The organism is Sphingopyxis granuli (assembly GCF_001559015.1).
Taxonomy (GTDB): domain Bacteria; phylum Pseudomonadota; class Alphaproteobacteria; order Sphingomonadales; family Sphingomonadaceae; genus Sphingopyxis; species Sphingopyxis granuli.
The window spans coordinates 3,960,612-3,983,370 of record NZ_CP012199.1; the positions used below are offsets into that span (position 1 = coordinate 3,960,612).

A 22,759-nucleotide genomic window follows, 5' to 3' on the forward strand; every position below is an offset into this window, starting at 1 on the left:
CCGCCGACGTATGTTGCCGTTGCGTTATTCGCATTCGAAAGGCGCGCAAGCGACCTCTCGTTCATTCTGGCTGATGGACGCATCTCTTCATGTGGCGAACTATTTCAGGCGCTGCGGAAGGCCAGCGAATATCATCTGCACCTCCTGGACAGCCGCAGCGACGGCCTGGTTCGTCCGACCGGCTTCGTCGCGGAAGCGACGCGCCAGTGCGTTGTCCGGCACGATCCCGAGGCCGACCTCGTTGGCGACGAGGATGAGCTGGCCCCCGAACCGCCCAATGGCTTCGCAAAGCTCGCGCGTCGCGGCTTCGCAATCGGCCTCCGCCAGCATGAGGTTGGATATCCAGATGGTGAGGCAATCGACCAGGACGACGGCGTCCGCGTCATCGGCGGCGTCGAGCGCGGCGGCGAGATCATGCGGCGCCTCGACCGTTTGCCATCGTTCGTCTCTGTCCGCCCGGTGGCGCGCGATACGGTCGCGCATCTCCGCGTCATGGGCTTCCGCCGTGGCGATGAAGATGTGCCGGCCCGCGATCGCTTCGGCGCGCGCCTGCGCGTATCGGCTCTTTCCCGATCGCGCGCCGCCCAGCACGAAAAGGCTTCGTCCGGTCATGCGCTCCCCTTCCCCCTTCCCGCCGGCGCGAGCAAGCCGCCGACATCGCCATGCCGCGCATCGACGTCGGCATGATAGTCGCGACCGCTCGCCGTGACCCCGATGCGGCCCAGCAGCGCGTGGCGCAGGTCGACGGAGGCGAAGGGACCGTGCAGACAGGAACCCAGCACCGATTTATCGACGTCGGACCCGGTCGCTTGCAGCATCACAGCGCCCATTCGGCACCCCCCACGAGAAGCCAGAGCAGCGCGCAGGCGCCGAGGTAGAGACGCAGCGCCCGGCGGATGTCGAGGCTCGACGGCGCGCGCGCTCCGTCGCCGATCCAGGGCTTGTCGTGCAGGACGCCGTCATAGGCGATCGGGCCCGCGAGACGAAGCCCGAGCGCGCCCGCCATGGCGGCCTCCGGCCATCCGGCGTTGGGCGAGGCGTGCTTGCCGGCGTCGCGCCGCAGGATGCGCCAGCCGCCCCCGCCCGCGAGGCAGATCAGCAGCGCCGACAGGCGGGCGGGGACGAGGTTGAGCAGGTCGTCGGCGCGCGCCGCCGCCCAGCCGAAGGCGCGCCAGCGTTCCTCGCGGTGGCCGATCAGGCTGTCGGCGGTGTTGACCGCCTTATAGGTCCAGACCCCCGGCAGCCCCAGGAACAGCAGCCAGACGGCGGGTGCGGTCACGCCGTCGCAAAAGCTTTCCGCAAGGCTTTCGATGGCGGCGCGCGAGATGCCGCTTTCGTCGAGCGCGGCGGTATCGCGGCCGACGATCGCGCCCACGGCGACGCGGGCGGCGGGCAGGCCTTCGCTATCGAGAGCGTCGGCGACGGCGCGGACATGGTCGAACAGGCTGCGCTGCGCGATCGCCGGCCAGGCGAGCAGCGCCACGGCCGCCCACCCGAACGCACCCAGCCGTTCGAGCAGCAGCGACTGGACGAGCCAGGCCGTCCCGCCGACCAGCCCGGCCAGCAGCAGGACGGTCAGCAGCCCCAGCAGGCGGCGCGTACCGAAGCGTCGTTCCGGTCCGTTCCAACGCCTCTCGGCGGCGTCGATCAGCCGCGCGAACCATCCGACCGGATGCCCGGCCAGCCGATAGAGGGTGCGCGGCCAACCCAGCGCGGCGTCGAGCCCCAGCGCCGCCAATGTGACCGGATCAGCCATCGGCGAGGGCGGCCTTCAGCCGCAGGAATGCTGCGTCGTCCCCCGGAAGACCGAAGCGCAGCCATTGCGGCTGGTCCGCAAAGGGCCGTGTCAAGATGGCGCGGCGCGCCAGCCGTTCGAACAAGGCGCGCGCGTCGGCGGTTTCGACCAGCCGGAACAGCGGGCATGCGCCGACCGGCATATATCCGGCCCCCCGCAACAGCGCATCGAGCGCGGCTGCCTGCTTCGGCAGGCGGCGGCGCGTGGCGGCGATCCAGTCCGCGTCGGCGTAGGCGGCGGCGCCAATGGCCACGGCGGCGGCGGACACCGGCCAGGCGCCGAGCAGGGCGCGCAGATCGCGCAGGAACGGCTCCGGCCCCAGCACGAAGCCGAGCCGCACCCCGGCCAGCCCGAAGAATTTCCCGAAGGAGCGGAAGAGGATCAGGCGCGCATCGTCGCCCACCGCCGGCGCGAGGCTCAGCGCGGGATCGACATCGGCGAAGGCTTCGTCGACCAGCAGCCAGCCCGCCCCGCTCCGACTCGCGAGCAGGTCGCGAAGCGTCGCGGGCGTGACGGTCCGGCCGTCGGGATTGTTGGGATTGGCGAGGATTATGCTGCCGCCATGCCGCCCGATCGCGTCTGGACCCGTGGCCATCGCGGCCGGGATCATCTCGCCGTGCGTGCGATAGCCGGGTGCGGCGTATCGGGCCTCGCCGCCGATCAGCGCGCCGACCAGGCGGAGGCCGATCTCGGTTCCCGGGACGGCGCAGACGTGGCGCGCGGCGACGCCGAAACAGGAGGCCGCCACGGCCTCCAGCCCGGCGATGGCGCCGCGTTCGGGAAGGCGCCGCCAGTCGACGTCGACGCGCTCCGTATCGGGCCAGGGGTTGGGGTTGATCCCCGTCGACAGATCGATCCAGGGATCGCCGCCCGAGCCGAACCGGCGCTTCGCGGCCGACAGGTCACCGCCGTGCCATGTCCACGGCTCGCTCATGCGACTTGCAGCCACAGCAGCGCCGCGAACAGCGACAGGCTTTCGGTCACTTCGATTCCGGCGCCATGGCCGTCGCCCGACACGCCGCCGATCGCGCAGCGCAGCCACCACCCCCAGACGAGCAGGAAGAGGGGTGTAGCGAGAAGCGCGGGCGACCAGCAGGAAGCCGCCGCGAGCAGCACGCCCCACAGCAGGAGATCGCCGATGCGGACGGCGCCGCGAAAGCGAGAACCCAGCCCCGTGTGAAGATCGGGCAGCCACCGCGACCAGACGAGCGGCCCCGTTCGCGCCGCGAAGGGGACGAGGGCGATGGCGAGGAAGGCCTGCGCCTCGATCAGGGCATGGAGCAGAACCAGCTTGGCGACCAGTTGCAGGACGATCGCGACGACCGCGAAGCTGCCGACATGGGGATCGGACAGGACGGCGATCATGCGGTCGCGATCCTTGTGCGCCGCGCCGCGCGCATCGGCGATGTCGCCCAGCCCGTCGAGATGAAGCGCCCCGGTGACGCCCACCCACAGGAGCAGCGCGAGCAAGGCTCCCGACCAGCCGTCCAGCCTGCCGCCGCCCCATGCGGCCGCGGCGACGATCACGCCGACGAGGAGCCCGACCGCCGGAAACCAGCGCATCGAGGCCGCGAATTCCGCGCTGGAAACGGCCGCCAGACGCGGCGTCGGCAACCGCGTCAGGAACTGGATGGCGATCAGCAATCCCTTCATGGGCGCAGGCCGGTAATCTGCGCGACCGGCGCGTCGCCCGGCCACAGGCGCAGCGAGACGAGGACGCCATATGGCAGGTCGAACGACCATATAGGACGCCGTTCGAAGCCGCAGAGGATGTGCAACGCCGCGCGGATCGCGCCGCCGTGCGTGACGATGAGCGTGGGGGCCGGTTCCAGTTCGGCGACGGCACGCGACACGCGCGCGACGAGCGCCGACCAGCGTTCGCCGCCCGGCGGCGGGTTGGCGTCGGGATCGTCCCAGAAACGGGTCATCGCCTCGCGGTCGATCTCTTCGGCCGCCCGGCCGTCCCACGCGCCGAAATCGATTTCGCGCCAGCGGGGGTCGACGGCGAGCGGCCGGCCGATGGCCGCTCCGATTGCTTCGCCCGCCAGCCGGCAGCGCCGCAGGTCCGACGCGATCAGCCGTTCGGCGCCGACGGTGCGCGCCTGCGCGACGCAGGCGGCGATTCCTTCCATGGTCGGCGCGCTGTCGGTCCGGCCCAGCAGCAGCCCCGGTCGCTCGGGCGCGCCATGCCGCAGCAAATGGAGCGCGAAGCCGGTCACAGCGACGCCGACACCGCGGCCTCGGCAAAGGTCGCCATCCGGTCGTGCGCGGCGAGTGACGCGCGGACGACCCCGGCCGCCACCGCCGCCCCGCTCCCTTCGCCGAGCCGCATCCCGAGCGACAGCAGCGGATCGAGCCCAAGCTTTTCGAGCAGCAGCACATGGCCGGGCTCGGCCGAGCAATGGCCCGCGATACAATGGTCGGCGATCGCCGGATTGTCCGACGCCAGCGGCGCGATCGCCGCGCAGCAGATGAAGCCGTCGAGAAGGACGGGAACGCCCAATTGCCGCGCCCGCACCGCCGCACCGGCGATCGCCGCCGTCTCGCGGCCACCGACGCGGCGCAGCGTCTCGAACGCCGAACGCCCGGCATGGGCATGGACGGCGACCGCGCGCTCGACCACCTCGGCCTTGCGCGCCACGCCCTCCGTATCGATGCCCGTGCCGGGGCCGACCCAGTCGGCAGCCGTGCCGCCGAAGCTGCGCGCGCATAGCGCGGCGGCAGCGGTCGAATTGGCGATCCCCATTTCACCCAGCACGATCATGTCGATCCGCTCGTCAACGACCGCCGCCCCGGCGTTGAGCGCGTCGAGGCATTCGGCCGGGGTCATCGCCGGCCCGGCCGTGAAGTCGGCGGTCGGCCGGTCTAGGTCGAGCGCGACGATCTTCAATTCCAGTCCGGCGGCGGCCGACAGCGCGTTGATCGCCGCGCCGCCCGCCTCGAAATTGGCGACCATCTGAGCCGTGACGGTTGAGGGAAAAGCGCTGACGCCGTGCACGGCGACGCCGTGATTGCCGGCGAAGATCGCGGCGCGCGCGCGGTCGAGGCGCGGGCGCGCGCGCGACTGCCAGCCGGCGAAGAAGATGGCGATGTCTTCCAGCCGCCCCAGCGATCCGGCGGGCTTGGTCAGCGTCATCTGGCGCGCGCGGGCCGCCTCTTGCGCTTCGCCGTCGATATTCCGCGGACGCGCCAGCGCGACCTCGAAATCCGCGATCGAGGCAAAGGCGGTCATTCGGCGACGAATCCCGGCGGCGGAACGCGGACGAGGAAATGTCCCTTCACGCCTTCCGGCCAGTCGGCATAAGCGACGCGGCCTTCGGCGCTGGCGGCATGATGCACGGCATAGTCGAGAATGGCGCGCGCTGCCGCTTCGTCCGGCGTGAAGCGGCCGAGCACATAGCCGACCTTCCCCGGCGCGCGAACATGGACCGTGCAATATTCCTTGCAGGCGAACAGGCAGGGCATCTCCTCCACCGCGATCCGCGCATAGGCGGGCTCGCGGCGGGCAAGTCCGCGCAGCAGCCCGGCGAGCCGCGCCCCGCCGCGCACGCCCTCTTCATCCTCGCGCGCATCTTCGCCGTGACGGCAGGTGTTGCACACGATAACGGAGGGACCGTCGGCGGCGGGGCGCAGCATCGTCACGCGGCCTGCGGTCTCGACACGTTCGCAGGCACGTCGAGGCTGAAGCCCGCGCGCGTCAGCAGGGCCTGCGCCGCCAGCAGTCCGGCGAAGATCGCGCCATAGCGCACGAACTGGCGCAATAGCACTTCGCCCGAAAAGGCCGACCAGCCATGGTCGAGCAGTGCCACCCAAGCGAGAATGCCGAGCTTGAAGCCGACGAAGGCGGCGGTGTAGCTGGCGCTCATCCGCACGGCCGCGGGGCGGCTGCGCATCGAGCGCGCGACGGCCTCCGCCGACAGCAACGAGACGACCGCCGCCATGCCGAGTGCGAACGGCCACGCCGGGTTGCCCGTCTGGTGCATGAAATAGGTCACGGCCTGCGCGGCGAACCAGGCAACGAACATCAGCATCAGTCCGATGCGACGCGGCACGTGCGTCGCGGCCAGCGCGGCCAGCGACGGAAAGGGCGTCGCGCAGGCCAGAATCATCGAGGCGATGGTGCTCACCCCGGCCATGGTGCCGACCCAGACATTGCGTGCGAGAGCGGTAGAAGGCGTCTTCATATTCTTCTCCTCTGGCTGAAAATTCGGGCGCATCAGAAGCGTCCCCGGAAACCGGCGTAGATGCTGCGGCCGAGTGTGCCGTAACGGTAGGCCGTCATATAATTCTCATCGAAGATGTTCTCGGCACGCGCGAAGAAGCGAACATTCTCCGACAATCTGAATTCGGCGCGCAGGTCGATAAGCGTGTAATCGTCGAGGACGATGCTGTTCGACGCATTGTCGAAACTCTTGCCGGACCAGCGCAGTGCCGCTCCGACGTCGAGACCGAAGGGAAGAGCGTAACCGACCGAAGCATTGGCCGCGTGGCGCGGACGGCGCGGCAGGTCCCTGCCGAAATTGGTCGCGCCCGGCGAACGATCCTCGGCCACGATCCAGCTATAATTGCCGTCGAGCGTCAGCGCGCCCAGCGTCAGCGCCGCCGTCGCCTCGATCCCATGCGCCTCGCCGCGCGCGACATTGGAATAATAGCCCGAACGGCGCGTGGAATCGCCAGGGACCAAGCAGAGCGGATTGGGCGTGGTGGGCGAGCAGGAATTGAAGATGATCTGCCCGGTCGTGGTGCGATCGAACCAGACCCCGCCAACCGTCAGAGCGCGGCCGAACAATTGCTGCTCGATCCCTGCTTCCCAGCCATGCGCTTCCTCCGGGTCGAGCGCGACATTCCCATATTCGCTGAACATCTGATACAGCGTCGGCGCCTTGAAACCTTCGCCATAGCTCGCGCGCAGGATGGTCCCGGTCGGCAGCCGCCAGACACCGCCCGCCGCAAACAGTGTCTGCCCGCCGAAGCGGTCGTGATCGTCATGGCGGACGCCGCCGTTGATCGTCAGCCCGTCCAGGGGCTCGACGCTGAGCTGGCCATAAAGGCTGGTCACGTCCGCCTTGCCGATCGCGAAGTCGGGAAGGGGCGTCGCCAGCGAACCCGAAGGCGAACGGCTGCGGAACCTCGACCGTTCATTCTCGACGCCGAAGACCGCGCTGACGCCGCGCGTGACATCGATATTGCCCTGATATTCCCAGCGCCGATTCTCTCCCTTGGCCTGAAGGCTGACGGGACGAGCACGCAGCGGCCCGTAATTGCTGCGATCGGTGTCGGTGTAGGAATAGGAAATCCGGTTGCGGAAACGCCCGTCCAACAGGTCGAAGTTGGCGCCGGCATAGCTCACGAATTCCTCGTTGAGCGCGTAGTCCGGCGTATCGCCGCTCGTCGAATCGAGATTGACGCGCGCCGTGGAATAATAACCGCGCACTTCGACGCTGAGGTTCGAAGCAAGCGCCAGTTCGGCGCGGCCCGTCACGCTGCGGTTGCGATAGCCGTCGCGCTCGCCGCCGCCAAAGGCCGGGGCGATCGCCGAAATGCCGTCGGTGGTGAAGCTCTGGCCGCCGATGCGCCAGTTCAGTGGTCCCGTGCGGCCGCCGATCGCGGCGCGCGCGCTGACCGTGTTGCGCGACCCGGCCTCGATGTCGAAGCTGCCTTCCAGCGGTTTTTCGGGGATGGCCGTGACGATATTGACAACGCCGCCGATCGCCTGACTACCCCACAGGATCGACTGCGGACCACGCAGGATTTCGATCCGCTCCATGTCGCCGACCAGCAGGTTGGCGAAATTATAGCCGCCGCCGGCCGCCGCCGGATCGTTGAGCTTCACGCCATCAATCACGACAACGGTATGATCGGACTCGGCGCCGCGGATGCGGAGCGATGTCGCGGTGCCATAGCCGCCGTTGCGCGAGACGGTGATGCCGGGTGTGCGCAACAGCAACTCGGTCGCGCCGATATCCTGCGACCGGTCGATCGCCGTCTTGTCGAGCACGGTGATCGTCGACGGCACCTCGTCGAGTGCGAGCGGCGAGCGCGTCGCGGTGACGACGATGCTGTCCTCTTCGGACCTCGCGGCGGCGTTAGCGGCTTCTGCGGCCGATACGGGAAAGCCGGCCGCAAATGCCGCCAGTGAAATGGAACTTCGAACAATAACACGGAACATAGGGTACCCCATCGACAAGACCATTCGGTCGCTGGGTCGATGGCGGCCCACCCTGATAGGCGAACGACATCGGCCCGCGCGGCCGCGCGGTCACCTTTGTCGTCTGTCGGGTTCACCCCCGTCCGCCCGGCACACCCTGTCCGCGCGAAAGACGACGGCGACGGGCAGGTCTCCTGGCTCGCGGGTCGACGCCGGTCCGGGCCGCCTTCTCAGGACCGATGGTCCCAATGGCATATGGCCCGATGGCTCTCCGCTTACAGTTGCAGGGGCAGCAGGGGTTTCGCACCCCATTCCCTTTCAATCCCCTTTCGGGGAACCTGTCGCGGCCCGCTCGTTAGGCAAATCGCGTCAGGCGATCAAGTGAAAGAAGCTGCCCGTCACGTGGCCGGCGCGATGGCCGGCGGGGCCGAGATCGCGACCTGCCGCGTCGGCAAGCCGGGCGAAGGGGGCGCCTTCGTTCGTCGATGTGATGGTCGCATGATGATATTCATGCCCCCACAGCGGCGTTTCGGCATCGGCGAAGCGCGTCGACGCGAACAGCCGCGCCTGCCGATAGCCGAGCGACATCTTCCTTTTCGCGAAGCTGGTATCGACCGGCAGCAGCCCCGCCATAGGATGCACGATGCCGTCCGCATCCTCGATGCTGCGGCCGAGCAGCATATAGCCGCCGCACTCACCATGCACCGGTGCGCGCGCCGCGAAGGCGCGCAACCCCGCCATGAAGCGCGCATTGCCCGCCAGCCTGCCCGCGTGCAGTTCGGGATAGCCGCCGGGCAGCCAGCAGGCGTCGCAGTCCATCGGCGGCGCCTCGTCGGCGAGCGGCGAGAAGCCGCAAATCTCAGCGCCCGCATCGCGCCACCACGACGCCAGATGCGGATAGAAGAAGGCGAAGGCATCGTCGGCGGCGAGGGCGATGCGCTGCCCCGGCGGACGCAGGCGCGGTCGGACGGGGAAGGCCGGAGCGGTCGCATGCGCTGCCGCGCGGATCGCGGCGAGGTCGCAATCGCGCGCGAGGATCGCCGCGACGGCATCGATCCGCTCGTCCAACGCGCCATCTTCGCGCGCCTGCACCAGCCCGAGGTGGCGCGAGGCGGCCGCCAGCGCCGGGTCGCGGCGGATCATGCCGAACAGCGGCAGGTCGAGCGCGTCGAATCCTTCGGCGATCATCGCGGCGTGACGGTCGCTCGCAACGCGGTTGACGATGACTCCGGCCACCGGCGGCGCGCCGGGAAAGGTCGCGAAGCCATGCGCGACCGCCGCGACGCTCTGACCCGCGCCCTCGGCATCGACGACGAGCAGGACCGGCCAACCCGTCAGCCGCGCGACCTCGGCCGCCGTGCTGCTCCGGCCCGCGCCATCGAACAATCCCATCGCGGCTTCGGCGACGACCAGATCGGCGCCGCAGGCCGCCTGCGCCGCCAGCCCCTTCAGCATCGCCGGCGTCATCGCGAAACCGTCGAGATTGACCGAGGATCGCCCGGTCGCCACGGCGTGAAAGCCGGGGTCGATATAGTCGGGTCCGCATTTTGCCGCAGCGACGCCGAGTCCTTCACGCTGGAAGGCGCGCTGCAGCCCGATCGCGACGAGCGTCTTGCCCACCCCCGAGCGCGGCGCCGCGACCAGCAGTCCCGGCGCGAGTTGGCCGCTCAAAACTCTATTCCCCGCTGCGCCTTCACGCCCGACCGGAACGGGTGCTTCACCTGCACCATCTCGGTGACGAGGTCGGCGGCTTCGATCAGCGCCTCGGGCGCATTGCGGCCGGTGACGACGACATGTTTCATCGCGCCTCGATCGAGCAGGCCCGCGACCACCTCGTCGACGGGCAGATATTCGTAGCGCAATACGATGTTGAGTTCGTCGGCGACCACAATCGCGATGTCGGGATCGGCGATCATCCGTTTCACCTCGTCCCATCCGGCGCGCGCCCAGGCGATATCGCGCGCACGGTCCTGCGTGTCCCAGGTGAAGCCTTCGCCCATGACCTTGTGCTCGACCTGCCCGGGAAAGGCCGAATAGACGGCCTTCTCGCCAGTCGCCCAGCCGCCCTTGATGAACTGGACGATGCCGACCTTCATCCCGTGCCCCAGCGCGCGGCACACCATGCCGAAGGCGGCAGTCGACTTTCCCTTGCCTTTGCCGGTGTGGACGATCAGCAGGCCCTTTTCCTGCGTCTTGTCGGCCATGATCTTGACTCTTGCAGCCTGCCGCTTGCGCGCCTTTTCATTGTGGCGTTCATTGATTTCGTCTTCAGTCATCTTTCCCTCCAGGCACGACATCGCTCTGGCGCGGCGCCGACCGGCACCGCACCGCTGATTTTCGTCGCCCGAACGGGTGATCCGTGCCCTGGCCTTTCCCTGGACCGAGGCATTGAGCGACCCGCGCCGGCAGGTCTCCTGGCTCGCGGGTCGTCGCTTGATGCACGCCTTCCCAGGTCGCCCCAGTGGCAGACCCGGTCGGGGACCGGGTCGGTGCATCGCACTCGCCGCTTACAGTTGCAGGGACAGCCATGGCTTTGGCCTGCCGCGAACGGACGGCCTCACCATATTCCCTATTATGCCCTCGCGGGCACCGGCGCGGTTGCGCAAAGGCAGATGCCTTCACTCATCCGGAATTAGCGCATGATCCATCTTAATCAACATCCACGGTGATCCCGTCCCTAACGGCTGTTGGCGTCCATTGCCGCCGGATCGGTTATCAAATGTCCGCTTCTATCGATTTGCGCCGCGGAAAACTGGCGACTAAGGCTGGAATCGTGCGGCCAGGTGAGCCTGCTTTCCCGGCCATGTCGGTACGATGCCGACGGTCCGCTAACGGCCCATACCAGCCAAAGTTCTCTCTTTTGTTCGGGAATGGTGCGCCCGACAGGATTCGAACCTGTGGCCCCCAGATTAGGAATCTGATGCTCTATCCTGCTGAGCTACGGGCGCGTGCTGCCAGGGCAGCGCCGCCTCTCTACCGGCGCGGGCTTGCCGCCGTCAATTGGCGAGATCGGGCGGGACGACCGGGACGAGCAGCGGCATCGCCGCGATGCCGTCGTCGTGCAGCGCCTGCGCTTCTTCGGGCGAGGCCTGGCCGTGGATCAGGTTTTCGGGAGCGCGCCCCTCGTGCATCGCGCGCGCCGCATCGGCGAATTCGCGGCCGACCCAGCGCGACTGCGGCAGCATCTCCGCCTGCTTCGCCGCGATTTCGGCAAGGACGCGGCGCACGACCTCTGCCGGCACGGCATTCGCCGGCTCGCCCGGCGGCACCGCGGCGACCACCGCCCCGCCCGCCTGGTTCGACTTGGCCCCCACGCGCGGCGCCATCACCGCCTTGCGCACCGCGCTGTCGCCACAGATCGGGCAGGCGATCAGGCCGCGCGCCTGCTGATCGGCGAAGCTGTCGCTGCTGGCGAACCACGCCTCGAAGCGATGTTCGCCCGCGGTGCAACTGAGGTCGAAGACGATCACGGCCGCCCCGCCGCCAGCAGCGGGTCAAGCCCGCCCTTCGCGTCGAGCGCGGCAAGGTCGTCGCTGCCGCCGATGTGCCGTCCGTCGATGAAGATCTGCGGCACGGTGCGCCGTCCGCCGGCGCGCGCGACCATCGCATCGAAGCCCGCGCGATCCATCGTCACGTCGATCTCTTCATAAGCGGCGCCCTTGCCGTCGAGCAGCGCCTTCGCCCGCGTGCAATAGGGGCAGAAGAATTTGGTATAGATCTCGATCGTCGCCATGCGGCTATCCCGTCATCATCCTGCCGTCCATATCGGAATCCAGCTTGGCAAAGTCAATCGGATCGACGGGCGACGCCGCGCCGGGCACCACTCGCGCCCAGGTCAGCGCCGATACGCGCGCCGCCCCGACCCGCCGCAGCGCCCGCGCCGCGGCACGCAGCGTCGCACCGCTCGCATGGACGTCGTCGACCAGGATCAGGTGCCGCCCGGCGGCGCGCGTCCGTGCCGCGGGCGCCAGCGCGAAGGCGCCGGCGACGATCCGCTCGCGCTCGCGCTTTCCCTTGCCGCGCAGCGATGCGGTGGCGCGCGTGCGGACGAGCAGGTGCGGATCGTGCGCGACGCCGCTGTGCCGCGCCAGCGCGTCGGCGACGAGCGCCGCCTGGTTGAAGCCGCGCGACCACAGCCGCCAGCGGTGAAGCGGGATCGGGACGAGCAGCGGTTCGCCGTCCTCTTCCCCCATCGTCAGCGCCGCCAGCGGCCGCGCGAGGAACTGCGCCATCAGCCGCGCATGGCCGAGCCGGCGACCATATTTGAGCCGCAGCGCGACGGTGCGGGCGGCGGGGCCATAGGCGACGGCGGCGGGGGCGCCGTCGAAGGGCGGCGGGTCGGCAAGGCAGGCGCCGCATTCGAGCGGGATGCCCGCCGGCGCATCGGGCAAGGGGATCGAGCAGCGCGAACAGGCAGGTCCGTCGAGGAAATCGAGCGACGACCAGCAGGCGAGGCAGAATTGCCGGTCGTCGCCGACGATCACCCCGCAGGCGGGGCAGCGCGGCGGCAGCGCATAATCGGCGACGCCGCGTGCCACGCTCCGCACCATCGTCCGCAGCGGCCCATTCCAGCGCCGCGGCGCCGCATCCTGCCCCTCTTTCCCCACGCGCATCGCCATCTTGGGGTTGTGAAGCATCGGCCGGAGCGGCACAAGCGCGCCATGCCGTCCGCTCCCGCTCCCGCCTCATCCGCCCCGCTCTTTTCCCCCGCGCGCCATCGCGCCCAGCGCGACCGGATGGCGCGCCTGCCGAAGGATGCCGATTTCCTCGCCCCGATCATCGCCGAGACGTTGCTCGACCGGCTGACCATGGTCACGCGCAGCTTTCCGCGCACCCTGCTGATCGGCGCGCACGACGGCGCGCTGATCGCGCATCTGCGCGGCACCGGGACCGCACTGTCGATCCTCGAGGCCGGGCCGGCGCTCGCGGCGTCGGTGGACGCGCTGGTAGGGGAAGCCGATGCGGTCGACCTGCCCTTCGCCAGCTTCGACCTGATCCTGTGGCCCGGCGGGCTCGACGGCGTCAACGACGTGCCCGGCGCGCTCGTCCGCCTGCGCGCGCTGCTGGCCCCCGACGGGCTGCTGCTCGGTGCCTTCGTCGGCGACGGCAGCCTGCCGCGCCTGCGCCGCGCGGTGATGGCCGAGGGTGTCCGCCCCGTCGCGCGGATGCACCCGCAGATCGACCTGGCCGCGATGGGCAATCTGCTCCAGCGCACCGGCTTTGCGCTGCCCGTGGTCGATGTCGAGGCGCTGACCGTGCGCTATAGCGACGTTTTCGCCCTCGCCCGCGATCTGCGCGCCGCGGGGCTGGCGAGCCGCCTATCCCCTGCCCCGCCGCCGCTGACCCGCGAGGAAACGGCGCGGATTGCGGTCGCCTTCGCCGCCGGCGCCGACCCCGACGGCCGTATCGCCGAGCAATTCCGGCTCGTCCATTTCAGCGGCTGGGCGCCGCACCCCGACCAGCCCCAGCCGGCGCGGCGCGGCAGCGGCTCCGCCTCGCTGACGGAGGCGCTGAAGCCGAAGCGATAATCGTCGAGCGGGGGCGGCGGCTGGCGTAGCGCAGACTTGCCAGCGGCCCCAGCTTTCGCTGGGGCGACGCCTGTTCAGAGCGGCGAGCCTGAAATCGGCATATATGCCCTTCAGGCAAGTAAGGAGCTGTTCCCCGGCGAAAGCCGGGGTCCAGACGGCACGGCGCTGCTCCGCGTGGACCCCGGCTTTCGCCGGGGAACGGGTCCTTGTCGAAAAGGGATAAGGGCCGATCCGGGGTGGCGATGACGAGCGAGCTTGATGTCATCATGCTCCAACGGCAAGCCGCTTTATGGCCTGCGGGGATTCAGTTTTTCCGCAAAACAAAACCACGTGCTCCCACGAAGGCGGGAGCCCAGAGCGGATGAAATCAGGATTTGCGTCCCACCGCACCGGGTCCCCGCCTTCGCGGGGACACGGTCCTATGCGTCCGCAAGCACCCGAATCCCCACAGGCCATAGAGCATGATGACTTTGGATTGACCCACTTCGTCATTGCGAGCGGAGCGAAGCAATCCAGGCGGTCTGCACACACTCTGGATTGCCGCGCGGCTTCGCCGCTCGCAATGACGAGTCCGCCTGATGTCATCATGGTCTAAACAAGCGCCTCCAGCAGCCCGATCAGCGGGAGGTCGGCGGGCGGCATGTCGAGGCCGTAAAGCTCGACCGGCCGCACCCAGCGCAGCGCGGTCGCATGTTGGGCGACCGGCGTTCCCCGCCATTTGCGGCAGACATAGAGCAGCAACAGCAGGTGCCGGCCCGCTAGCGTGTCGCTCGCGAAGCAGGCGGGGGCGAGGCAGGCGTGATCGACGTCGATCGCCAGTTCCTCGGCCAGTTCGCGGATCAGCGCCGCCTCTGGCGTCTCGCCGGGTTCGACCTTGCCGCCCGGAAATTCCCACAGTCCCGCCATCGGCTTGCCCACCGGGCGCTGCTGGACGAGGATCCGACCGTCGCGGTCGACCAGCGCCGCCGCGACCACGAGAAGCATGTTTTGCGCGGCGCGGGGCGCGTCGGGGACAGTCAAATTCCTTAACCTTCCTGTGCAAAATTCGGCCGCTTCGGGACGTAACATTTGGGGCAGGGGCGGAACAATGGCCAAGTTTCTCGCGCTGCTGCGGTCGACCAGGGCCGCGACAGCCATCGAATATGGGTTGATCCTGGCGATGATCTTCATCGCCGCAGTGTCCGCCATGGCGGGCGTGGGAACGTCGACCGCCAATATGTGGAATCATGTGTCGACGACCACCGACACGGCGACGAGCAAGAATTGATCCGGCGGTTTCCAAGCCGAATCGCGCATATTCCGGCGTCCGGCATTAAACTTTTCAAAACCAATTGCCCGTAAATCCCGCAGATGTTGACACCGACCAGATCGTCAACGGGGTAAGTGACCTACCAGGAGACCAGACATGAAGTTTTTCAAGAAATTCGTTCGCGACACCAAGGCCGCGACTGCCATCGAATACGGCCTGATCGCTGCGCTGATCGCCGTTGCCGCCATCACCGCGCTGACCAGCGTCGGCTCGAGCGTCAGCCAGACCTTCAACAAGGTGGACGGCAAGCTGACCACTGCCAACAGCAAGGCGTAATCGGCCTCCTCCATCCGCTTCGCGGGTGGCAGAATCCAGGGAAAGGGCGGTGCATGCACCGCCCTTTTTCGTGTCAGCGGCTGGCGTAGGTGACGATCTTCACCTTCTGCCCCGGCGTCAGGCGACTGTTCGCCGCCAGCCGGTTGAGTACCTGGAAGCGCTCGGCGGCATAATCGCTGTACGCCATGCGCCGCGCCAGGCTGGCGACGCTGTCGCCGCTCTTCACCGTCACGACATCGACGCGGCGCGGCCGGATCGCCGCCGCCTCGCTGGTGCTGAGCCGGCGGAGGCTGGTGAACATCGAATTGAACACGCCGCTGCCGCCTGCCTTGGTCAGCGCGACGAAATGAAATGCGCTGGTCCGCGAAAATTCATAGGCGAAGACGGTGACGTCGACCTGCCCCGATTGGCTGTTGGCCCGGACGGTCGTGTAATAAGCGGGGATGCCGCCCACCGTCGTGCGCTGGATCGTGCCCGGCGTCAGATTGGCCTTGCCGCCGATTTCCTTGAGAATGGCGGCGATATAGGCATTCATGTCGCCGTTGTAGGCGCCGGTCGAGAATTGGGCCTGCCCGCCGTTGCCGCTGATCGACACCGCGCTCGTCCCGTTCTGCATGCCATAGCCGTTCGGAACCTCGAACCGCAGTTTCAGGTCGGGATGCAGGAATTCGCGCCCCTCGACGACGCCCTGGGCCGGATCGTCGCCATAGAGCACGCCGTTAACCGATGCCAGGAAGGCGTCGGCGTTACGCACCCCGCCCGCACCCTGCCGCGCGGCAAGCGTCTGGGCGTTGCGGACGCGCGACGCGGGGTCGGGGTGGGTGCTCGCCCATTCGGGAAGCGAGCGCGCGTCACCGCCCGACAAGCGCGCTTCGAGGCTGGTCTGTGCAGCGAGGCTGGCGAGCATCGTCGACAGCGCGAGCGGGTCGTAGCCCGCGCTCTTCAGATATTGCACGCCGAGCTGGTCGGCCTCCAGTTCCTGGCTGCGCGAGAAGCCGAGCGTCGCCAGTTGCGCGACCTGCATCGCATTGTTCTGGAGCAGGCCGCCGAGTCCACCGAGCAGCCCGCCATTGTCGCCGATCGCGCCGCCGAGCACAGTGGCGAGGACGCCAAGAACGGTGTTGCGCGTCGCCGCCGACTGGCGCTTCTTGCTGTGCCGCGCCGCGACATGGCCGACCTCGTGCCCCAGCACGCCCGCCAGTTCGGCCTCGTCGTTCATCAGCGCCATCAGCTGGCGGGTGACGTAGACATAGCCGCCGGGGATCGCGAAGGCGTTGTTCACCGGCGAGTTGAGCAGGGTCACCGTGAAATCGCTCGGGCTGCGCGACAGGCCCGACTGCACCGCGATATTCTGGCCGACGCGGTTCACATAAGCGGCCTGCGCCCCGGCATAGGCACCGCCGAATTCGGCCATGAGCTGCGGATGCGCCTCGCTGCCCTGCTGGCGGTCGGCGGCAGAGATGCTGGTCGCGGTCCTGACCGCCTTCGCATCGGCGGGCGAGCCGACCCCGCTTCCGGCCGCGGCGCAGCCGGCAACCAGCGCCGCGAGTGCTATCATCGTCGTCCTGCGGGCCATCAATACGCCTCCCTCGGTTTTGTGAATATGCCGTCTGCGAATGCGAAGCCGATCGACCTCGACTTGTCTTCGTTCGTCATGCTGACCGGTTTCAGCATCCATGACTCGACCCGTCCTTTTGCGCCGCGCTGCCTTCGAGGGCAGAATCGTGGACCCTGAAACAAGTTCAGGGTGACGAAGGAGGAGGGGTTCGGTCCGAATCGAAGACATTTGAAGAAGAACGCCATCGCCAGCGAACGGGTTCCCCTTCAGGCCCGCCCCATCGCCAGGAATTTCTCTTCGCGCGCCGCCAGCACCGCATCGCGCGGCAGGCCCGACAGCGCGTCGAGTTCGCTCGCGATCGCGTCGCCAAGCGACTGGATGGCGACCTCTGGCGCGCGGTGGGCGCCGCCGACGGGTTCGGGGACGATGCGGTCGATCACCTTCAGCGCCAACAGGTCCTCCGCCGACATCTTCATCGCCGCGGCGGCATCGGCCGCCTTGTCGGCGGTGCGCCACAGGATCGACGCGCAGCCTTCGGGCGAGATCACCGAATAGACCGCATGTTCGAACATCAGCACCCGGTTCGCGGCGGCGAGCGCAATCGCACCGCCCGAGCCGCCCTCTCCGACGATTGCCGCGACCATCGGCACGCCGAGCGCGAGGCATTGTTCGGTCGAGCGCGCGATCGCCTCGGCCTGGCCGCGCTCCTCGGCCTGGATGCCGGGGAAGGCGCCCGAGGTATCGACCAGCGTCACCACCGGCAGCCCGAAGCGGTCGGCGAGCTGCATCAGGCGGATCGCCTTGCGATAGCCTTCGGGCTTCGCCATGCCGAAATTATGCTTCATGCGCGAAGGGATGTCGTCGCCCTTCTCGTGCCCGATCACCATCACGCGGCGGCCGCGGAAGCGCGCGAGCCCGCCGAGGATCGCCTGATCGTCGCCGAAATTGCGGTCGCCGGCGAGCAGCATCCAGTCGTCGAACAGGCCCGCGACATAATGTTTGAAATGCGGCCGGTCGGGATGGCGCGCGACCTGCGTCTTCTGCCACGGGGTCAGCTTCGCATAGATATCGCGCAGCATCTTCGCGGATTTCGCCTCCAGCCGCGCGATGTCGCCTTCGATGTCGAGCGACGGATCGTCCCCCATCTCGCGCAGTTCGGCAATCTGGCGATCGAGCGCCGCGACCTGTTTTTCGAAGTCCAGAAAGGCTGTCATGTCGGATTCGCTAGGCGGATGGGGCGTTCAGGTCAACGCCTGCCGGAAACGGGGGCGGGTCCTATTTGTCCGGCAGCGTCCCGCCCTGCCGATGGCTGGAGACCGCTTCGCGACGCTCGCAATGACGAACATCGTCCAAATGGGGACAGTCCCTATTCGTCGATCCGCGCCAGCGGGTGGCGGCGGTTGACCAGTTCGACGAGGCGGCGGCTGTCGACATGGGTATAGATTTCGGTCGTCGCGATGTCGGCATGGCCCAGCATCAGTTGCAGCGCGCGCAGATCGGCCCCGCCTTCGAGCAGGTGGGTCGCGAAAGCGTGACGCAGCACATGCGGGCTGACCGCCGCCGGATCGACCCCGGCGCGCGCGGCAAGTTCGCGCAGCATCTGGAACAGCCGCACGCGCGACAGATGCGCCTTGCCCGACGGAAACAGCCACGGGCTCCCCTCGGCAACCAGCGGCAGCCAGCGATCCAGCGCCGCGCCCGCGCGCGCCGACAGCGGCACCAGCCGGTCCTTGTCGCCCTTGCCCCGCACGATCAGATAGTCGCGCCCGCCCGCGACCGCGCGGCGCGGCAGCGACACCAGTTCGCTCGCGCGCAGGCCCGAGCCATAGAGGAGTTCGAGCAGCAGCAGCATCCGCACCGCAGACGCCGGCGGCGCCGCCCCGTCCGCCTCTTCGCCCGCCTGCGCGAACAGCCGGTCGACATTGTCGTGGGTCAGGATGCGCGGCAGCGGCCGCCGCGTCGCCGGGCGGGCGATGTCGAGCGCCGGATTGTCCACCCGCTCGCCCTCGTCGAGCAGGAAGGCGAAGAACTGGCGCAGCGCCGACAGCTTGCGCGCGGCGCTGCTCGCGGCGAGGGTCCGATACTCCGCCATCAGGCCGCGCAGCGCCGCGGCATCGGCCCCCGCGAGCGGACCGCGCACCCACTCCGCCGCCTGCACCAGGTCGCGGCGATAGGCCGCCAGCGTGTTGCGCGACGCGCCGCGCTCGGCGGCCATCATCTCGAGGAAGCGGTCGATCAGCGCCGCGTCAGACACGCACCAGCGCTTCGGCGGCGATCATCCGCGCTTCCGATCCCAGCCCGACCTCGCGCAGCGCGCGGACGATATGATAGAGGTGATAGGGCGGCATCTTCGACCAGTCGCCCTGCATCCCCGCCGCGGCGAGCAGCGCGACCATGCCGGGTTCGCGCCGCTGCGCCGCCGCCTCGATCGCACGCGTCCAGCGCGTCTGCTTCGACAGGCTGATGCCGAGATCGCTCGCCGCCGATGCCGCCTGCCCCTCTTCGATGCGGCCGAGCCCGGCAAGCCCCGCGAGCAGCAGCTTGCTGCGCAGCCCCTCGGCGCTGTCGTCGTCGCTCGCGAAATTGCCGATCGCCCCCGCCGTCGTGCCGTTCAGCGGACGCGGCGAGCCGACCGCGAGGATGCCCCAGGCGCGGCTGCCGACCGACACGGTCGGAACCCACGCCATCGCATTATTGTCATAACCCGCCGTCAGCATCGAACCGATGAGCTGCCACGGATCGTCGCCGACGTCGGTCACGGGCGGCAGGCCCGCCGCCGCGCGCGCGGTCGCCACCATCGCGGCATAGCGTGCCGCCGGGCCGGTTCCCGCGCTCCACAATGTCTGCATCGCGGCATAGCGGTCGGCGCCGTTCGCGGCGCGGAAGGCGCTGCGAAGCCGGTCGGTCTGCTCCTCCAGCGCTTCCGAAGGCTCCTCTTCGCCCGCCGCAGCGCTGAGCAGCGAGACATAGGCGTCGCTCGACAGCACGCCGCGCGCCGCCGCATAGGGTGCGGCGGTGACGCGCTCGGGCATGTCGGTCATCGGAGCAAGCACCGTCCACCCGCGCATCTGCGGCGGCGCCGACGCGCGCAGCGGGTCGGGGATGGGCACCGCGGTCGCGGTCGCCATGCCGAAGCGCCAGCTCGTCAGCCGGTCGACCTTGTCCCATTCGATCGTCGTCGAGCGGCGTCCGGCGCCGGTCGCGCCGAGCACGCGCTCGGCCAGCAATATGTCGAAATTGGCGATCTTGCCGCTCGACCGCACCCGCCCGATCGCCCAGCCCGCCGGCCCGGCCTCGCCCGACAGCCCGGCGCAGATCGCCGCGGCGAGCCGCCATGCCTGCTCGTCGCCATGCGCGAGGCCGGCGGGGACATAGGCGCACAGGCCCGCGGGGTCGGCATTGGCGAGATAGGTCTGCTGCGCGACCGCGACCAGCCGCTGGGTCGCGCGGTCGTAATCGACCGACTGGACAATCCGCCGCGCGGTCGTCGATTCGCCCATCCGCAGCAACAGCGCGGCACGCTCCGCCGCCAGATCGGCGCCGTTGATCGTCTCCGGCGTGTCGATCGCCGAGGCGAGCGCGCGGCGCAGCAATATCTGCCCCCAGCGCGACGCGAGCGTGCCGCCGGTCGCGCGCATGATCGCGGCGGCATATTGGCCGCGCACCCCGAAGGCGTCGGGCGCGAGGCCGCCGGTTTCGGGCGTCAGCGGCCCGATGCGGGTGAGCAGCCGCCGCGCGCCGGGCGGCAGGTCGTATTTCAGCCCGCCGCTCGTCACCTCCTCCTCGGTCCCGTCCTCCGTCGCGGCGTCGCCGGATTCGGCCGCGGCGATCGTCGGAGCGACCGGCGGCGGGGTTACGGTAGTGCCGGCGGGCGGTACCGGGCGGGGGGAAGGAGTCGGCGCGGGACTTGTCGAGGGAGTCGGCGCCGGCCGGGGCGCCGGCGTTTCGGCGGGACTTCCGAATCCCTCCGGCAGCAGCGATTCCTGCGCGATCGCGGGCAGCACCAGCGCCGCGGCGAGCGCGGTGCCCGACAGGCCGAGGGTCAGGGCAAGCAGCTTGCGCGTCATCGGGCCATGCTTTCGGCCAGTTTGTCGGTCACGTCCACCTCAATCATCCGCGGTTCGATCGGCCGGCCGAGCACCAGCAGCAGCAGTGCGAAGGCCGCGAGCAGCAGGGCCGATATGGCCAGTCGCCCGATCCAGCGGCTTTTTCCCGATCCGTCCTTCGCACGCAATAGTCCATGCCCATCCTTGCCGGCGGCGACGCAAAACAGCGACGCCGCGCCGCGCGAGCGGTAAAATGATTGTCCCGCGCGGCGCGGGCGGTATAGCCGCGCGCGGCATGACGCGAAACCCGAAAAGCCCGGCACCGGCCGTTCCCCCCGCGATCCGCGAGCGTTCGATCGTGCTCGTCGGGCTGATGGGGTCGGGCAAGTCGACGATCGGCCGACGGCTCGCCGACCGGCTGAAGATGCGCTTCGCCGATGCCGACGACGAGATAGAGCGCGCGGCGGGCATGACGATCTCCGACATTTTCGCGCGCTTCGGCGAGGCCCATTTCAGGGATGGCGAACGGCGCGTGATCGCGCGGCTGCTCGCCGGCCGGCCGCTGGTGCTGGCAACCGGCGGCGGCGCCTTCATCAACGAGGAGACGCGCGCGCTGATCCTGAAGGACAGCCTGTGCATCTGGCTCGACGCCGACATCCCGACTTTGGTCGAGCGCGTCGCGCGGCGCAGCCACCGCCCGCTGCTGAAGGACCGCGACCCCGGCGAGGTGCTGCGCGAACTGGCGGCGGTCCGCAACCCCATCTATGCCGAGGCGCATCTGCGCGTCAGTTCGGCGAGCAAGCCGCACGAGCATACGGTGCGCGCGATATTGGAGGCCCTATCGCAATGGAAAAGCTGACGGTCGAACTGGGTGCGCGCAGCTATCCGATCCTGATCGGCGACGGACTGCTCGCCGAGATCGGCGCGCACGTCGCGCCGCTGCTGAAGCGTCCGCGCACGATGATCGTCACCGACAGCCATGTCGCCGATTCCTATCTGGCGCGCGTCGGCGCGTCGCTCGGCGCCGAAGGCATCTCCTTCTCCTCCTTCGTACTGCCCGCGGGCGAGAGCACCAAGAGCTGGGACGGCCTCGCGCGCCTCACCGAATGGCTGATCGGCGAAGGCATCGAACGCAGCGACCATGTGATCGCGCTCGGCGGCGGGGTGATCGGCGACCTCGTCGGTTTCGCGTGCAGCATCGTCAAGCGCGGCTGCGCCTTCATCCAGGCGCCGACGACCCTGCTGGCGCAGGTCGACAGCAGCGTCGGCGGCAAGACCGCGATCAACGTCGCCGCAGGCAAGAATCTGATCGGCGCCTTCCATCAGCCGGCGCTGGTGGTGATCGACCCGACGACGCTGGCGACGCTGCCGCCGCGCGAGCTGGGCGCGGGCTATGCCGAGGTCGTCAAATACGGGCTGATCGACGACGCCGGTTTCTTCGCCTGGTGCGAAGCGAACGGCGCGGCGCTGCTCGCGGGCGACGGCGAGGCGCGGCACCGGGCGATCGCGCACAGCGTCGCTGCCAAGGCGCGCATCGTCGCCGCCGACGAGCGCGAGACGCAGGATGTGCGCGCGCTGCTCAACCTCGGCCACAGCTTCGGCCATGCGCTCGAGGCCGAGACCGGCTATTCGGACCGGCTGCTCCATGGCGAGGCGGTCGCGGCGGGGATGGTGCTCGCGCATCAATTCTCGGCCGCCCACGGCCTCTGCTCCGCCGCCGACGCGGCACGGGTGCGCGACCATCTCGCCGGCGTCGGCTTGCCGCACAGCCTGACGAGTGCGGGGGTCAACAGCGGCGGCGCGGCGCTCGCGGCGCATATGGCGCACGACAAGAAAGTGCGCGGCGGCAAGCTACCGCTGATCCTGACGCGCGGCATCGGGCAAAGCTTCGTGACCGACGCCTACGGCCTCGACGCGGTGGCGGCCTTTCTGGACGGGCAGCGGGCCTGATCGCCCCTCTCCCCTTCAGGGGAGAGGATAGCGTAGCTTGCTCCGTCAGGAGCTAGCGAAGCTTGGAGAGGGGGACGCAACCTGCCCCTCTCCAACTCCGGCTAGGCAGCAAGCTGCCAAGCCTCCATATCCTCTCCCCTTCAGGGGAG

The 22,759-nt window shown here is 69.2% G+C and carries 26 protein-coding genes, 1 tRNA gene and 2 riboswitches; of the genes, 5 read left to right on the forward strand and 22 right to left on the reverse strand.

All coding sequences use genetic code 11. The annotated features are described in order from the left end of the window. Positions 1 to 99: 99 nt before the first annotated feature. From cobU to SGRAN_RS18225, 16 genes are all read right to left on the reverse strand, one after another. A complete protein-coding gene (gene cobU, locus SGRAN_RS18150) occupies positions 100 to 612 on the reverse strand; it encodes a bifunctional adenosylcobinamide kinase/adenosylcobinamide-phosphate guanylyltransferase (protein ID WP_067185971.1) in 513 nt (170 codons plus the stop codon). Further along, entirely contained in the window at positions 609 to 818 is a 210-nt protein-coding gene (locus tag SGRAN_RS18155) for a hypothetical protein (protein ID WP_067185973.1), read from the reverse strand. The genes cobU and SGRAN_RS18155 overlap by 4 nt, the downstream gene beginning before the upstream one ends. After that, complete coding sequence (gene cbiB, locus SGRAN_RS18160; RefSeq protein ID WP_067185975.1) at positions 818 to 1,756, reverse strand: adenosylcobinamide-phosphate synthase CbiB; 939 nt, start codon at positions 1,754 to 1,756, stop codon at positions 818 to 820. Before cbiB ends, SGRAN_RS18155 begins: the two co-directional genes overlap by 1 nt. Continuing rightward, complete coding sequence (locus SGRAN_RS18165) at positions 1,749 to 2,729, reverse strand: aminotransferase class I/II-fold pyridoxal phosphate-dependent enzyme (RefSeq protein ID WP_067185977.1); 981 nt, start codon at positions 2,727 to 2,729, stop codon at positions 1,749 to 1,751. Before SGRAN_RS18165 ends, cbiB begins: the two co-directional genes overlap by 8 nt. Further along, entirely contained in the window at positions 2,726 to 3,448 is a 723-nt protein-coding gene (locus SGRAN_RS18170; protein WP_067185979.1) for an adenosylcobinamide-GDP ribazoletransferase, read from the reverse strand. The genes SGRAN_RS18165 and SGRAN_RS18170 overlap by 4 nt, the downstream gene beginning before the upstream one ends. Continuing rightward, positions 3,445 to 4,014 carry a histidine phosphatase family protein gene (locus tag SGRAN_RS18175; RefSeq protein WP_067185981.1) on the reverse strand — a complete coding sequence of 190 codons (570 nt, stop codon included), beginning with the start codon at positions 4,012 to 4,014 and terminating at the stop codon, positions 3,445 to 3,447. The genes SGRAN_RS18170 and SGRAN_RS18175 overlap by 4 nt, the downstream gene beginning before the upstream one ends. Beyond that, positions 4,011 to 5,027, reverse strand: a complete 1,017-nt coding sequence (gene cobT / locus SGRAN_RS18180) for a nicotinate-nucleotide--dimethylbenzimidazole phosphoribosyltransferase (RefSeq protein ID WP_067185983.1) — start codon at positions 5,025 to 5,027, stop codon at positions 4,011 to 4,013. Before cobT ends, SGRAN_RS18175 begins: the two co-directional genes overlap by 4 nt. Continuing rightward, positions 5,024 to 5,431 (reverse strand): DUF1636 domain-containing protein, encoded by a 408-nt coding sequence (locus SGRAN_RS18185; protein ID WP_067185985.1) that lies wholly within the window; start codon positions 5,429 to 5,431, stop codon positions 5,024 to 5,026. Before SGRAN_RS18185 ends, cobT begins: the two co-directional genes overlap by 4 nt. Positions 5,432 to 5,433: 2 nt before the next feature. Then, positions 5,434 to 5,979: a hypothetical protein gene (locus SGRAN_RS18190; protein ID WP_067185987.1), complete on the reverse strand. Its 546-nt coding sequence runs from the start codon at positions 5,977 to 5,979 to the stop codon at positions 5,434 to 5,436. 32 nt (positions 5,980 to 6,011) lie between these two features. Then, positions 6,012 to 7,964 carry a TonB-dependent receptor plug domain-containing protein gene (locus SGRAN_RS18195; protein ID WP_082737346.1) on the reverse strand — a complete coding sequence of 651 codons (1,953 nt, stop codon included), beginning with the start codon at positions 7,962 to 7,964 and terminating at the stop codon, positions 6,012 to 6,014. Between the two features lie 146 nt (positions 7,965 to 8,110). Next, a riboswitch (cobalamin riboswitch) is annotated at positions 8,111 to 8,300 on the reverse strand. 12 nt (positions 8,301 to 8,312) lie between these two features. Next, on the reverse strand, positions 8,313 to 9,614 hold the full coding sequence (locus tag SGRAN_RS18200) for a cobyrinate a,c-diamide synthase (protein ID WP_067185989.1): 1,302 nt from the start codon (positions 9,612 to 9,614) through the stop codon (positions 8,313 to 8,315). Beyond that, entirely contained in the window at positions 9,611 to 10,219 is a 609-nt protein-coding gene (cobO, locus tag SGRAN_RS18205) for a cob(I)yrinic acid a,c-diamide adenosyltransferase (protein WP_067185991.1), read from the reverse strand. Before cobO ends, SGRAN_RS18200 begins: the two co-directional genes overlap by 4 nt. 111 nt (positions 10,220 to 10,330) lie before the next feature. Then, a riboswitch (cobalamin riboswitch) is annotated at positions 10,331 to 10,552 on the reverse strand. 262 nt (positions 10,553 to 10,814) lie between these two features. Beyond that, a tRNA-Arg gene (locus tag SGRAN_RS18210) sits at positions 10,815 to 10,891 on the reverse strand. Between the two features lie 48 nt (positions 10,892 to 10,939). Beyond that, positions 10,940 to 11,413: a DUF1178 family protein gene (locus SGRAN_RS18215; RefSeq protein WP_067185993.1), complete on the reverse strand. Its 474-nt coding sequence runs from the start codon at positions 11,411 to 11,413 to the stop codon at positions 10,940 to 10,942. Then, positions 11,410 to 11,676: a glutaredoxin 3 gene (gene grxC, locus SGRAN_RS18220; RefSeq protein ID WP_067113840.1), complete on the reverse strand. Its 267-nt coding sequence runs from the start codon at positions 11,674 to 11,676 to the stop codon at positions 11,410 to 11,412. The genes SGRAN_RS18215 and grxC overlap by 4 nt, the downstream gene beginning before the upstream one ends. 4 nt (positions 11,677 to 11,680) lie before the next feature. Continuing rightward, complete coding sequence (locus tag SGRAN_RS18225) at positions 11,681 to 12,493, reverse strand: double zinc ribbon domain-containing protein (protein WP_148651001.1); 813 nt, start codon at positions 12,491 to 12,493, stop codon at positions 11,681 to 11,683. Between the two features lie 111 nt (positions 12,494 to 12,604). Here SGRAN_RS18225 and SGRAN_RS18230 point away from each other — a divergent pair, with 111 nt between their 5' ends. After that, positions 12,605 to 13,471: a malonyl-ACP O-methyltransferase BioC gene (locus SGRAN_RS18230; RefSeq protein ID WP_237233560.1), complete on the forward strand. Its 867-nt coding sequence runs from the start codon at positions 12,605 to 12,607 to the stop codon at positions 13,469 to 13,471. A 591-nt stretch (positions 13,472 to 14,062) separates the two neighbouring features. Here SGRAN_RS18230 and SGRAN_RS18235 read toward each other — a convergent pair. After that, on the reverse strand, positions 14,063 to 14,455 hold the full coding sequence (locus SGRAN_RS18235) for a (deoxy)nucleoside triphosphate pyrophosphohydrolase (RefSeq protein WP_067187172.1): 393 nt from the start codon (positions 14,453 to 14,455) through the stop codon (positions 14,063 to 14,065). 103 nt (positions 14,456 to 14,558) lie between these two features. Here SGRAN_RS18235 and SGRAN_RS18240 point away from each other — a divergent pair, with 103 nt between their 5' ends. Then, positions 14,559 to 14,738 (forward strand): Flp family type IVb pilin, encoded by a 180-nt coding sequence (locus tag SGRAN_RS18240; protein ID WP_067185995.1) that lies wholly within the window; start codon positions 14,559 to 14,561, stop codon positions 14,736 to 14,738. 138 nt (positions 14,739 to 14,876) lie between these two features. Further along, complete coding sequence (locus SGRAN_RS18245) at positions 14,877 to 15,056, forward strand: Flp family type IVb pilin (protein ID WP_067185997.1); 180 nt, start codon at positions 14,877 to 14,879, stop codon at positions 15,054 to 15,056. A 73-nt stretch (positions 15,057 to 15,129) separates the two neighbouring features. Here SGRAN_RS18245 and SGRAN_RS18250 read toward each other — a convergent pair whose 3' ends face one another. The 5 genes from SGRAN_RS18250 to SGRAN_RS22705 all read right to left on the reverse strand — a co-directional run bounded on the left by SGRAN_RS18250 (position 15,130) and on the right by SGRAN_RS22705 (position 20,848). Continuing rightward, positions 15,130 to 16,632, reverse strand: a complete 1,503-nt coding sequence (locus SGRAN_RS18250) for a M48 family metalloprotease (protein WP_067185999.1) — start codon at positions 16,630 to 16,632, stop codon at positions 15,130 to 15,132. Positions 16,633 to 16,880: 248 nt separating this feature from the next. Then, positions 16,881 to 17,828 carry an acetyl-CoA carboxylase carboxyltransferase subunit alpha gene (locus tag SGRAN_RS18255; protein WP_067186001.1) on the reverse strand — a complete coding sequence of 316 codons (948 nt, stop codon included), beginning with the start codon at positions 17,826 to 17,828 and terminating at the stop codon, positions 16,881 to 16,883. A 152-nt stretch (positions 17,829 to 17,980) separates the two neighbouring features. Beyond that, a complete protein-coding gene (locus tag SGRAN_RS18260; protein WP_067186003.1) occupies positions 17,981 to 18,868 on the reverse strand; it encodes a tyrosine recombinase in 888 nt (295 codons plus the stop codon). Next, the gene (locus tag SGRAN_RS18265; protein ID WP_067186005.1) at positions 18,861 to 20,681 is read right to left on the reverse strand and encodes a hypothetical protein; all 1,821 of its coding nucleotides are present in this window, start codon (positions 20,679 to 20,681) and stop codon (positions 18,861 to 18,863) included. The genes SGRAN_RS18260 and SGRAN_RS18265 overlap by 8 nt, the downstream gene beginning before the upstream one ends. Next, positions 20,678 to 20,848: a hypothetical protein gene (locus tag SGRAN_RS22705; RefSeq protein WP_172709675.1), complete on the reverse strand. Its 171-nt coding sequence runs from the start codon at positions 20,846 to 20,848 to the stop codon at positions 20,678 to 20,680. Before SGRAN_RS22705 ends, SGRAN_RS18265 begins: the two co-directional genes overlap by 4 nt. A 107-nt stretch (positions 20,849 to 20,955) precedes the next feature. Between SGRAN_RS22705 and SGRAN_RS18270 the strand changes: the two genes are divergently transcribed. Together SGRAN_RS18270 and aroB are read left to right on the forward strand one after the other, a co-directional pair. Then, on the forward strand, positions 20,956 to 21,519 hold the full coding sequence (locus tag SGRAN_RS18270; protein ID WP_067187173.1) for a shikimate kinase: 564 nt from the start codon (positions 20,956 to 20,958) through the stop codon (positions 21,517 to 21,519). Then, positions 21,507 to 22,610 (forward strand): 3-dehydroquinate synthase, encoded by a 1,104-nt coding sequence (gene aroB / locus SGRAN_RS18275; RefSeq protein ID WP_067186007.1) that lies wholly within the window; start codon positions 21,507 to 21,509, stop codon positions 22,608 to 22,610. The genes SGRAN_RS18270 and aroB overlap by 13 nt, the downstream gene beginning before the upstream one ends. Positions 22,611 to 22,759: the final 149 nt, after the last annotated feature.